13 protein-coding genes are annotated in these 11,938 nt (G+C 65.3%); 10 read left to right on the top strand and 3 right to left on the bottom strand.

Annotation, left to right across the window (positions count from 1 at the left end; genetic code table 11):
- Both VM054_01175 and mazG read right to left on the bottom strand, forming a co-directional pair.
- On the bottom strand, positions 1-1,702 hold a 1,702-nt coding region (locus VM054_01175; GenBank protein HUT97669.1), incomplete at its 3' end, for a hypothetical protein.
- Positions 1,703-1,728: 26 nt separating this feature from the next.
- Positions 1,729-2,532 carry a nucleoside triphosphate pyrophosphohydrolase gene (gene mazG, locus VM054_01170; protein HUT97668.1) on the bottom strand — a complete coding sequence of 268 codons (804 nt, stop codon included), beginning with the start codon at positions 2,530-2,532 and terminating at the stop codon, positions 1,729-1,731.
- 364 nt (positions 2,533-2,896) lie between these two features.
- Between mazG and VM054_01165 the strand changes: the two genes are divergently transcribed.
- The 6 genes from VM054_01165 to VM054_01140 all read left to right on the top strand — a co-directional run bounded on the left by VM054_01165 (position 2,897) and on the right by VM054_01140 (position 7,285).
- Positions 2,897-3,877 (top strand): ATP-dependent 6-phosphofructokinase, encoded by a 981-nt coding sequence (locus VM054_01165; GenBank protein HUT97667.1) that lies wholly within the window; start codon positions 2,897-2,899, stop codon positions 3,875-3,877.
- Positions 3,878-3,888: 11 nt separating this feature from the next.
- Positions 3,889-4,305, top strand: coding sequence for a polymer-forming cytoskeletal protein (locus VM054_01160; protein ID HUT97666.1), 417 nt, complete (start codon positions 3,889-3,891; stop codon positions 4,303-4,305).
- 187 nt (positions 4,306-4,492) lie between these two features.
- The gene (locus tag VM054_01155) at positions 4,493-4,804 is read left to right on the top strand and encodes a hypothetical protein (protein ID HUT97665.1); all 312 of its coding nucleotides are present in this window, start codon (positions 4,493-4,495) and stop codon (positions 4,802-4,804) included.
- A 16-nt stretch (positions 4,805-4,820) separates the two neighbouring features.
- The gene (locus VM054_01150) at positions 4,821-5,774 is read left to right on the top strand and encodes a hypothetical protein (protein HUT97664.1); all 954 of its coding nucleotides are present in this window, start codon (positions 4,821-4,823) and stop codon (positions 5,772-5,774) included.
- A 57-nt stretch (positions 5,775-5,831) separates the two neighbouring features.
- Complete coding sequence (locus tag VM054_01145; protein HUT97663.1) at positions 5,832-6,623, top strand: LytR C-terminal domain-containing protein; 792 nt, start codon at positions 5,832-5,834, stop codon at positions 6,621-6,623.
- Positions 6,624-6,649: 26 nt separating this feature from the next.
- Entirely contained in the window at positions 6,650-7,285 is a 636-nt protein-coding gene (locus VM054_01140; protein HUT97662.1) for a lytic transglycosylase domain-containing protein, read from the top strand.
- Positions 7,286-7,391: 106 nt separating this feature from the next.
- Here the strand turns inward: VM054_01140 and VM054_01135 are convergent, their stop codons facing one another.
- Positions 7,392-7,757: a hypothetical protein gene (locus VM054_01135; GenBank protein HUT97661.1), complete on the bottom strand. Its 366-nt coding sequence runs from the start codon at positions 7,755-7,757 to the stop codon at positions 7,392-7,394.
- 408 nt (positions 7,758-8,165) lie between these two features.
- Here VM054_01135 and VM054_01130 point away from each other — a divergent pair, with 408 nt between their 5' ends.
- From VM054_01130 to VM054_01115, 4 genes are all read left to right on the top strand, one after another.
- Positions 8,166-9,125: an acetyl-CoA carboxylase carboxyltransferase subunit alpha gene (locus VM054_01130; protein HUT97660.1), complete on the top strand. Its 960-nt coding sequence runs from the start codon at positions 8,166-8,168 to the stop codon at positions 9,123-9,125.
- A complete protein-coding gene (locus VM054_01125) occupies positions 9,126-9,935 on the top strand; it encodes a hypothetical protein (protein HUT97659.1) in 810 nt (269 codons plus the stop codon).
- 9 nt (positions 9,936-9,944) lie between these two features.
- A complete protein-coding gene (locus tag VM054_01120; GenBank protein ID HUT97658.1) occupies positions 9,945-10,967 on the top strand; it encodes a hypothetical protein in 1,023 nt (340 codons plus the stop codon).
- Positions 10,968-11,029: 62 nt separating this feature from the next.
- A partial coding sequence (locus VM054_01115; protein ID HUT97657.1) for a CsgG/HfaB family protein occupies positions 11,030-11,938 on the top strand: 909 nt, incomplete at its 3' end.

The following is an 11,938-nucleotide window of genomic DNA, read 5'->3' as shown; positions in this document are numbered from 1 at the left end:
AGGTCGAGTAGGCGCCCGATTCGGCGCGGCACTCCGGTTCCCCGGCGCCGCACACGAAGAGGCGCAGGCAGACGACGCGCGTATGGGGCGGCAGAAGCACGTCAACGCGGACGGCCTCGGCGTTCCTGCAGACGCGGCAGGTGTCGGCGAGGGTGGTGCTCCGACCCCACAGCTCCACCGGCAGCCAGACCAGCTTCCAGTCGAGATTGGCGGCCCCGTAGGTCTCGAGGTTGACGATTCCGGCAGATTCTCCGCCACCGCCGATGTCGAGCCAGTTGATGAGCCTCCCATCGCCGATGCGTTCCAGCACCCCGGGGTTCCAGAGCCCCTCCCGGCGATCCAGCGGCTCCCAGTCTATGCGCCAGAGGGCGTCGGGGCCGTCGTTTTCCGGGAAAACCCGCTCGAGAAGCGGGGTTGAACGCACCTCGGCGATGTTCACCCCGTCGCTCACGACGTAGGTCGGGCGGCGGACCCGCACCCGGTGGGCCCAGCTCTCGAGCACCACCGCCAGGTCGCGCGGGCCCTCGCAGATTTTTGGCGGAAGCGCGCCGGAGAGGTCCACCACCGGGACGTCGGCGATGCAGCGGTAGGCCCCGGGGTGGGAGGTGGCGATGACGGTCCGGGGGGGCAGGATCTCGGGCACGCGGCGGCAGAGGTCCAGTACTCCCCCCTCGATGCCACTCTGGGGGAAGGTTAAGAGCGGGGGCGCCACGAAAGCCAGGGCCACCCCCACCGTGACCCACAACCGGACCTTTTTGTGTTCCTTCCAGTAGGAGCCGCACCAGGTGACGCCGGCAACCACCACCAGGGGCGCCGCCCACAGCACCATGAGCTCCGTGCCCCGCATCACGAGGTAGGTCACCGCCACGGAAATGACGATCGCCGCCAGGGAGGTCCGCCACCTGAGCTTCGGGACGGCGAGGGAGAAGGCGGCCGCGGACATAAGGAATCCGACGGTCGAGACGCCCAGGAGGGTAAAGATTCGAATCGGCAGCGCCGCCAACAGCGTGAGACGCTGCTCCATCGCGGGAGCGCCGGAGAGGGCGAGGGGGGCGAGCACCTCCCTCAGGGGGTTGGATTCGAAGAGAATCGGCCCGCTGATGGCCCGGGCCGCCGCCAGGGCGAAGGGGATCAGAAGCAGGAGGTAGCGCTTCTCCAACTGCTTGCGCTTGACGGCGTCTATGGCCGGCACGGCCAGCGCGAAGGCCAGCCCGGCGAACATGCCCGGGTAGCTGGTCAGGGTGAGGGCGCCGGCGGCGAGCGCGAGAGTTCCGATGCCGCGAAGCACGCCGATGACGGCGATGACCAACAGAAGGGCGTCGAAGGCGATGGGTTGTAACGAAGAGGAAGCCGTGACGACCGAGGGGGAGAGGGCCACCGCCAGTCCGGCGATGCAGGCGATGATCGGCTCGGCGCCGAGGTTGGCCGCCAGCCAAAAGGCGCAGAGACCGAAGCCGACGAGGATCACCACCCCCAGCACCCGGGCCCCGGCCTCCCCGCCGAAAATGAGGCGTCCCGCCGACAGGAGCCCTACCAGGAGGGGGTTGGCGGTGGCGTCGCTCGAGGGGTCGTCCACGTTGACGCGGAAGCTTTCCCCGGCCAGGAGCTGGTCGGAGAAGGAAAGTTGCAGGTAGGCGCCGTCGTCCAACCCGCCGCCGAGGGTGTGGTAGCCGATCCCCGCCAGGACCGCGACGGCCGTCACGAGGAGAATATAGGCCCCCCGGGATGTCAGGAGGCGTCGTTTTCTAGCTGGAGCTTGGCCTTCTGCCACAGGGCCTCGAGTTCGGGTAGGTTCAAGTCGCAGAGCGATACGCCCCCGGCGACGCACCGTGTCTCCATCCACCGCAGCCTCTCCTGGAATTTCTTTACGGTTCCGATCAGCGCCTGCCCGGGGTCCATTTTTAAAAACCGGGCGAGGTTGGCCAGGGAGAAGAGGACGTCGCCTAGCTCGTCGGCGATTCGATCCCTCCGCCCCTCCCCCACGGCCCGGCGGAGCTCGGCCGTCTCCTCCTCCAGCTTGTCCAGGACGCCGCCCACCTCGGGCCAGTCGAAGTGGTAGTGGGCCGCCTTTTCCTGGACCCGGACCGCCCGCAGCAGCGGCGGGGTGTGCACGGGGACTTTCTCGAGCGCCCGGCTCAGCGGCAGCTCGGTCGGCTCCTCGGCCTCCCCGTGCTTCAACTTCTCCCAGTGGCGGATGACTGCGTCGGCGTCGTCCAGCTTCGGCCCCCCGGGATCGAATACGTGGGGGTGGCGGCGGCGCATCTTCTCCTCGGCGCCGTCGCAGACTTGGGCCAGGGTGAAGGTCCCGTCACGTTCCGCCAGCAGGGCGATGAAGCTAGCCACGTACAGAACGTCCCCCAGTTCCTCGATGACCCCGGTGGAACTATCCTCCGCCACCGCGTCGTAGAATTCATAGGACTCCTCGATCAGATACCGGGCCATGCTGCGGACGTCCTGTTCGGCGTCCCAGGCGCACCCGCCCGGGGAGAGGAGGGTTCTCAGTGTGTCGAGCAGCCGGTCGTAGGATTGCACCGCTTCGCTCCTCGTTGTTGAGGCGGCCCGTAAAGTATACGGGGGCCCACGGGAACTGTCAATCGGCTGACAGATATGGGTTTACCGGTTCACTCCCCTCTTGCGGCGGGTGCGAAAAATTATCCGGGGGACGAAACGACGTTATCGAACGCGACAAGTGGCTTGAGCCCCTTGTCCGACCGCCTCGATCCCGGGAACCGGATGAGCTCGCGGGAGTGCGGTCTGGAGGTCGTGTGACCTGCGCGGGGAGCGGCGTCGCCACGTTGACTAGGTGGAATCGGTGTGCTAATCTTCCCCCCGACGAAGGGGGCCGAAAACCGCTTCCGACGGACACTTAGGAACGGGTATCCTTTTTCGGGGTCGCATGGGGGAAGAACCCAGTATAGCCGTGCTGACCTCGGGCGGGGACTCCCCCGGGATGAACGCCTGCATCCGGTCGGTGACCCGGACGGCGCTCTACGGAGGCCGCAGGGTTTTTGGGGTGCTGGACGGCTACCAGGGCCTGTTGAAGGGCAAATTCAAGGGGCTCGAGAGCCGGGACGTGGGCGGGATAATAGACCGCGGCGGCACCATCCTCGGCACCTCGCGCTCGGAGGAGTTTCTCGAACCGGAGAACCGGAAACGGGCCTACGGGCACCTGAAAGATAAAGGAATCGAGGGGCTGGTGGTCATCGGCGGGAACGGGTCCGCCGCCGGAGCCCACGCCGTGGCCCGGGAGACCCGGCTCAAGGTCGTCGGCGTGCCCGCCTCCATAGACAACGACGTCTTCGGCACCGATAACGCCGTCGGCTTCGACACTGCGGTGAACACGGCCCTCGACGCCGTGGACAAGCTCCGCCAGACCGCCGACAGCCACCACCGGATCTTCGTCGTCGAGGTCATGGGGCGCAAGTCGGGGGCCATCGCCCTGGAGGTTGCGCTGGCCGGTGGAGCCGAGGCGGCCGTGGTGCCCGAGGTGCCCGAAAGCGCCGAGCTGCCGCCGCTGGCCGAACGGCTGACATTCAACCTGAAGCGCTCCCGGAAGAAATCGGCCGTTGTCATCTGCGCCGAGGGAGCCGGCCGGGCCGAGGTCATCGCCGGGGAATTGGAATCGCTCACCGGCATCGAGTGCCGGGCCACGGTGCTCGGTCACCTGCAACGCGGGGGCGCGCCCACCTCCTACGACCGGAACCTGGCGGCTCGCCTCGGCTGGGCGGCCGTGGGCGCAATATCCGAGGGAAAGAGCGACGTACTCGTCGGTCTGATCTCGAACGACATCCGGCTGACCCCTCTCGAAAAGGTCGTCGCCCACGAACACCGCTTCAACCACCAGGAGTACGCGCTCCTGGGAATCCTGAGTCTGTAGGTACACCGACAATGGGTCTTTTCGACTTCATCAAACGAAAAAAGAGTTCAGAGCCGCCCCAGCCCGCAACCGAACCCACCGCGGCGAGAAACAAGCTCCCCATCGGGTTCTACGTCTCCCCCGACGACGAGATAGCCGGCGAGGTGAAGGGGAACGTAAACGTGCTGGTCCAGGGAACCTTCGAGGGGGAGATTGACATCTCCGGCCTGGTGTGGGTGGCGGAGGGGGCGAAGCTGGCCGGAGTGGTTCGCTGCGACGACGTTCGGCTGGAGGGCCATGTGGTCGGCATGTTCCACGTGAACGGGGTGGCCGACATCGGCCCCGTGGCGCGGTGCGACGCAGAGTTGGTCGCCGGACGCGTCTGGCGCGACGGGTCCTTCACGCAACCGTCACCCGCGGGGACCGCCGCTCCGGTTCACCCGGCATAGGTCCCACCTCTGCGTGAAGCCGTCGGTCGGCCCTTGCCCTTGATATATCGGTAAGCCCGAAGGCAAAGGCGCTTCGAACGGGGTCGGGGTACTGACCGTCACGATACCTGTGAGCCCGAAGACGAGGGGTTTACCCTCGCCCGGAAATGATGAAAGAAGGCACACGATGCGAGCCCTGTGCGTATTAATGAGCCTGATCCTGTTCGGCGTTCCCGCCCTGGCCGCCACGGGCGGAGACGATTCCTCCAGCTCCACTGCCGAGAATGACTGGACCCTCACCCTGACGGTGGTGGGGCTGGTGGGCGTCGGTCTGGCCCTGTTGGCGATTTTCACCCCCGACGACACGAGTGATGAGGTAATCGTCTCCAACCCGGAAACGGACGACGGGACCGTGGACTCCGAGGCGCTGGAGGCCGTCGAGGCTTCCCGGGAGGCCGAGGCGGAAGAGGAGCGGGAAGCCACCGGCGACGATCTCTTCCAGGAGATCGAGGGAGACTAACAGCGGGGTTGCCCTCTTGAGAAGATACACCGGTGCCGCGGTGGCGGTATCCATCATCATCGTGGTCCTCGGCGGTTGCGAGCCGGCCGCCGAGGAGACCGCGGGGCTCGGGGGCTGCTGGGTCCTCGACGGCTCCCAGGGCGTTCTGGTGCTCTTGTCCAAGGACGGTGACGTGGAGACCGTCGTGGACAATTTCGGCGACGCGGATTACGTGGCCGCCGAGGCCCAGACGGCCACCCTCTGGCTCGCCGATTCCGACGCCGCGAGACTCGTGAAAATATCCAACTCCGGGCAGAAGGAGCTCTACGTCAGCGGTTTCGTCCACCCCGAGGCGGTGGCGGTGGACTCGGATACGGGCGACGTGTACGTGGCGGACTCGGGCGCGCTCGAGGTGGTCGCCCTCGACTCCGACGGCAACTCCCTGTGGCAAAGCGGGCTCGATTCGCCGCCCCGCTCGCTCGCACTGGCGGGCGGCGACGCGAGGGTCGTCCTGGTCCTGATGCTGACGAACAACATGAACGAGTTCCGCGTCCTCGGCCTCGACCCCTCCGACGGCGCGACGGTGTTCGAGCTGGTCCTGGAAGGCGGGTACGGCGACCTCAGCGCCGATCCCGACGCGGATTGTTTCTGGCTGACCACCGGGGATTGTTTGGAGAAACGCTCCCTTTCCGACGGCTCCCTCCTCACGACCGTGGAGGGGCTGGGAAGCCCGCGGGTCGCGGGAGCGATGGGCGACGGGTGCTGGGTTTTCGACGCCGCCGGGATGGACCTCCTCTTCGTGGACGGGGATGGGGACGTCACGGCGGAGGTGGAGGACCTTCCGGGTACCCCCGAGCTCTCCACCCTGGGGGACAAGGTGTGGCTCTCGGTGCGGGATGCGGATTTGGTGGCGCTTTACGATTCCACCGGCGCGAGGGAGGTCCGGGTGAGCACCATCCTGGACCCCTCACCTCTGGCCGCGGTGCGGTAGGGACTGATTCGGGTCGGCCGCGGGCCGGTCCACCATTCACGGGCTGCGGGGGATGACGTGATCGAGGGTCGGGTCGAGATGATGAAGTCCCGGCGGCGCAAGCAGAAGCGCCGAACGATAGCCGTCGTGGTGGTCTGCGTGCTGGCGGTCGTCGTGGTGCTCGTCCTCTGGCGACCCTGGGAGACGGAGGAGAATGCGCCGGACGGCGAGACGCACGACGGCGAAATCGCCACGGTCAACGAGCTGCCCGAGGGTAACGAGCCGCCCGACGAAATCGTCCTCCCGAGGCGCTATTCGGTGGAGGTCTGGCACACGCCGGGGGACGCCGAGAGGCTCAAAGACGTTGAGTACCAGCTTTCCCAGCTCGGTCAGACCGAGTACGGCGCCGTGCCCATTGCCGTTCTGGGCTCCGGGAACGTCAACGTCGTCTACTACAACGGCGAGAGCGAGGAGCTGCGGTCCTTCGCCGAACGTCTGTCCGACCTGCTCGGATTCGGCGCCCCGCGTCGGGTGGACATCACCCTCGTCCTGGGCCTGGACATCGAGGGTGTTCTCGCCGCGGCGCCCGACACCGGCGCGCTGCCCGAAGGGGCGTCCGGGCTGACCGCCGAGGTGCTCAACGGCAGCGGCATCGCCGGCATGGCCTCCCGCACGGCGAAAAAGCTCGAGGGGTTCGGGCTGACCGTCGTGGATTTCCGCAACAACAGCACCTTCGATTGCGAGCGCACCACCATCTCCTGCACGCCGGACAAGCTCGAGTACGCCCTGGCCCTGAAGAAGGCCCTCGGCCTGCCCGGTTCGGTGACCGGGATACCCTACGATCTGCAGGTGGTCCTCGGCGGCGGGTAGGCCGCCGGCCGCCGCGGGGTGAAGCGATGCTCAGGCGGACCTTCGCGTTGACCCTCCTTTTCCTCCTGACCGCCCGGGCCGACGAGGTGGTCATCCGCGACGGCGTCATCACCAACGTCCCCGCTCATCCCCGACTCTACGTGCCTACCCCCGAGGCGCTGGCCGCCTCCGCCTCCAACGAAGAGAACTTCGCCCCCCTGATCGCGTCCGCCGCCGGGCGCTACGGTCTGGAGACCGCCCTGGTCAAGGCGGTGGTGAAGGTGGAGAGCGCCTTTTACCCGAGGGCCGTCTCCGGCTCGGGCGCCATGGGCCTGATGCAGCTCATGCCCGCCACCGCCCGGGAGCTGGGCGTCACGGACCCCTGGGACCCCACGGCCAACGTGGACGGCGGCTGCCGATACCTGCGCGCGATGCTCGAGCGCTTCGACGGCGACCTGCGCCTCGCCCTGGCCGCCTACAACGCGGGACCCCGGTCCGTGGAGTACTACGGCGCTGTGCCGCCCTACCCCGAGACCCAGCGCTACGTGGCCCTGGTTTTAGAAAATTTCCGCCGCTACGGCGGGGCGGGCGAGGGGAAGGTGGAGATGACCGGCGGCGCGTCCTCGGCTCCCGTGTACATCGCCCCCGACGGGACCATCACCAACGTCCCTCCGACGCCCTGACCGTTTGAGGGCCGTCGTTTTTTGACCATCGGCGCGTCGGCGCCTGGCTCCCGGATGATGGATTCAAAAAGGGCCCCTTCGGGGCCTCTCGTTTTTTCAGCCGGAGCTATTCCTTCACCCGGAAGACGGTGAATTGGTCCTCGACGGGCACATCGGGGTCCCGATAATCGTAGAGGTATCCATCCAGGCGTTCGCTTTCGGCGGTGTACTGGCCCGACATGTCTATATCTATGGAGGTCAGCTCGAACTGCGTCCCGTAGAGTGAGGCCTGGCCGGTGAAGTAGTAGGAGCCGTAGTTGCCGATGGTGGAGCCGTTCTGGGATATCCTCAGATCCAACGTCATGCCGAGTAGGGTAACTCCGTGCCACGTCCCCTCCAGGTCGGCGATGAGGTCCTCCATCCGGGCGGGGTTGCAGCCCCCGACGACAAGGGCCAGGAGTAGGAGGGCCGAGAGGGTTCGGAGCGGCTTCATGGCTAAACCTTTTTATAACAGTGCGATACGGACGAGCACCGACACGCCGCTTCTTGACACTTCCCCCCCGTCGTGCTAGGGTTGCCCCCATAGTAGCCCATCCGCCCCTCCCGAGCAAGGGGGCCGGTCGTCCGGCCGCTCAGGCTGGAATTGGTCGGTCGCAACGGGGTGTCCCGTCACAGGGTGGGGCATCGTCCAACGAAAAGGGACCGGTCGTCCAGCCGGGAACGGGCCGGTGTTCACGTCGGAGCGCGGGAGCCGTAGTCAAGGGGGCCGGTCGTCAGCGGGGAGCCGGTTGGTGCGCGGGAACCGGGATGATGGTCGCCCGTCAGTCCACCTCCACGACCGTGAACGAAAGAATGACGGGTTGAACGCCGTCGGGCTCGACTTTTTTGTGCGGAGGAACGCATGGAGTTCGCCCAGCTCGCCTTTGAACAGCCGATCTTCGACCTCACCAGACGCATCGAGGAGCTGAAGAAGCTCGACGCCGAAGGCCCCGTGGGCTTCGCCGACGAGATAGAAACCCTCTCCTCCAAGCTGGAAAAGCTCAAGGAGCAGATTTACGCGAACCTGACCATCTGGCAGCGGGTCCAGGTGGCGCGACACCCCCAGCGCCCCTACACCCTGGACTACGTGCAGCGCATCCTGACCGACTGGGTGGAGCTCCACGGGGACAGGAACTTCGCCGACGACCACGCCATGGTGACCGGCGTGGGGCGGCTGGAGGGGCGACCGGTGGCGCTCATCGGCCACCAGAAGGGGCGCTCCACCAAGGAGAAGCTACAAAGGAACTTCGGCATGCCCCACCCCGAGGGCTTCCGCAAGGCGCGGCGGATCATGGACCTGGCCGACCGCTTCGGCCTTCCCCTCATCTCCTTCCTCGACACCACCGGCGCCTACCCCGGCATCGGCTCCGAGGAGCGCGGCATCTCCGAGGCCATCGCCCGCAACATCCGGGACATGTTCACCCTGCGGGTGCCGATAATAATCGTGGTCATCGGCGAGGGCGGCTCCGGCGGCGCCCTGGGCATCGGCGTGGGCGACCGGGTGTACATGCTCGAGAACAGCTACTACTCGGTCATCAGCCCCGAGGGGTGCGCGGCGATTCTCTGGCGCGACCAGGCCCAGGCCCAGGAAGCCGCCCAGGCGCTCCGCGTCTCGGGCAGGCACCTGGTGGACCTCGGCGTGGTGGACCGCGTCCTGCCCGAGCCCCTGGGTGGGGCGCACAACGGCGTGGACGAGACGGCCCAGATCGTCAAGGAGGTCCTCGTCGCCGACCTGGCCGAGCTCACCAAGCTCCCCGTGGACGAGCTGCTCCAGAAGCGTTACGACAAATTCCGGGTCATGGGGGAGTACGCCGAGGATTAGATGGAGTACGTCTTCGTCTCCCCGGCGGCGGCCGCCCGCGGGGACGCGGTGGAGCTGAATACTAAGGGGGTTCGCCTCCGCTTTCCGCTCCCCGGGGGATTCGAGAGCGGGGGAACCGTCCGCCTGAGGGGTGCCGGCAGGAAGGGATTTTGGGGAAAAAAGCGGGACCTCCTGGTCCGGGTTTTTCTCCTGAACAGCCTGGAGCCCGTGGAGGAGCCGACCGGCGTGGACCCCGCCCTGCTGGACGAGGTGGACTTCGTCCTGCGCTACGTCCGCGGGGACGCCGCGAAAGGTCCGCTGGACGTCGAGACGCTCTACCGGGATTTCCTGGTCCACGGGGACCCGACTCGATTCCAGGAGGTTCTGGCCGCCTGGACGGGCGAGGATCCGGTGCCGGTCGAGTTCAGCGATTGGCTCGAGGTCCCGGGGCTGGTGCGGGTGACCGAGCGGCCGCCGATGACCGGCGTGCCCGAGCTCCCCGAGCCGCAGCAGATTTATATCGCGGAGGCCTTCCGGGACGACCCGCTGGCCGTCGGCTCGATTCTGGCCCATGAGAGCGCCCATGCCTTCCTGTTCCGTCACGGATACTACAGGGTGCTCAACCCGTCGTCCGAGGCCGACACACAGAAGCCGAACCAACTGGACCGCAAGGACGAGTGGCTGACCGACCTCGCCGTCTTCGGGCTCGGCTGGGGCGCGTTGACCCTGAACGCGGTGCGGCACCGGGAGGGGCGCTGGTGGGCGCTGGGGTACCTGGACGCCGCCACCATCCGCCTGGCCGCCTGGCGGGCGCGGGTCCTCTTCGGATGATAAAAACGGATGCGTAAACTCCTCTTCATCCTCTGCCTGCCCGTCCTGACGCTCGCCGCCGGGGGGACGGACCCCCTGGGCGATTTCAGCGAGGCCTACGGCGCGCGGGAGTACGTCTTCGGCGAGGCGGCCGTCGCCGTCCCCGGGCAGCCCTCCTACCTCCCCGGCGCCAACCCTCTGCTCGCCGACTACACCGCGGGGGTGAGCATCGGGGCGACCTACGCCATGCCCTTTGCCGCGATTCCCGAGGTCAACCGCCAATCCCTGGATTTGACCTACCCCATCACCGGCCTACTGCGCCTGGGGACGCTCGTCCTCGACGTGGACCGCTCCGACGCCGGGGCCATTCCCGGCTACGACGAGACCGGCCGCCCCACGGGTCAGGACTACCACGACACGGCCACGGCGATAAACATCGGCTGGTCCATCGGATTGGGGACGAAGGTCATCCTCCCCGAGGACATAAGTTTCACCGAGGAGGAGGAAGAGGAGGACACCGGCGAGGTCGAGGAGTACGTGGAGACCTACGAGGAGCCGGAGGATTGGGTGAGCCAGGCGCCCGAGTACCGGCCGGGCTACTACCTGGGCCTAAACTTTCGCGTCTTCGCCCGGGAGGTGGCCGGGGCGGGGGATCAGGGTTTCGGGATGGACCTGGGCTTCGCGGTGCCCATCGTCTGGCGGTGGCTGTACGCGGCGGTCACGTGCGAGAACTTCATCCAGCCCAACATCCAGCTTTACGACGTGCGGAGCCTGGGTCAGCGCCGGGTGCGGGGCGCCCTCGCGTTCACCTGGGAGGGGCTGGTAGTCGCGGTGGGGGGAATGGCGGACTTCTCCGACGACTGGCGCTGGTCCGCGGCGGCGGAGTACACCATCGGCGGCGTGGCGGCCCTGCGGGTCGGGTATCACGGGGAGGACGACCTGCGCGCCGGGGTGGGCTTCACCCTCGGCGGCCTGGGCGCGGACTTCGCCGTGGGGTTTGGACGCCCCGAGCTGGGCCAATCCTGGCGGGTCACAATCGGCTGGATGCTGTAGTAAGCTTGACAGCTAACTCAGCCTTGTGCTTGAATCCCTCTATTCGCTAACTTGGAGGGAAAGTGGGTTATTCACGCCGTGTTTCTTTGTTGGTGCTGCTGGTTTGTTTTTCTCAGGCCTTAGCAGTTGATTTTGATGCGATTGCAGAAAATATTGCCAAAGACTTGGGAGATAGGCTTGACACAAGAGAGTATTCGACAATTGCAATTTGGGATATCGGGAATAGTGGTTCGGTAATATATAATGAGGATGACTTTTTAAGCCGACTTAAAATATCCCTGGTTAGGCAAAGAAAATTTGATGTCGTTGACCGAACTCGTCTACAGCAGTTGCTCGAAGAAATCGAATTTACCGGCTCAGGTTTGGTAGATCCGGATACAATGAAGCGGCTTGGGGAAATGTACGGCATAGATCTCTTCCTGTACGGAACCTTTTACGATAACGAATTAGCAGGAGAAAAAAACTCGACTTTGATTTTGAAGGGCATTGATGTTGAACGCTCCTATATTGCATGGGCTTATGAGATTCCGGTTTATGGTGATTACCTTAATACGAGTCTTGACAGTGTCATCTCGGCAGTCGTAAAGGATTTGGACGATACAAAATCTTATCTTGCCTCGAAAGGAATCAGAAAAATCTCTTTTTGGGATTTGGGAAACGTACCAAGACAAAAAGAATTGCAGGTCATTGATAAGTTGATAGTCAAACTGGTTCGTCACGGTTGGCAGGTTGTGGATCGTGAAAACCTCGCAAAGTTACTTGAGGAGATTCGGTTTACGCAGGATAGCGGTTTAATTTCAAGCGCAACCGCACAGGAATTAGGTAAGATGTATGGAATTGACGGCTTTATTTATGGCCGAGGTACGATTAATTTTGGGGGTGAAAGCGAATTGCTCCTTGAGATGATTGATACAGAAAAGGGAATATTACCCTGGGCCTATAATGCTGTTGGTACATTGGAAGGCGCTGTT

It is taken from the genome of bacterium (assembly GCA_035528375.1).
Taxonomy (GTDB): domain Bacteria; phylum RBG-13-66-14; class RBG-13-66-14; order RBG-13-66-14; family RBG-13-66-14; genus RBG-13-66-14.
This window is presented reverse-complemented; position numbering and strand designations above follow the sequence as displayed.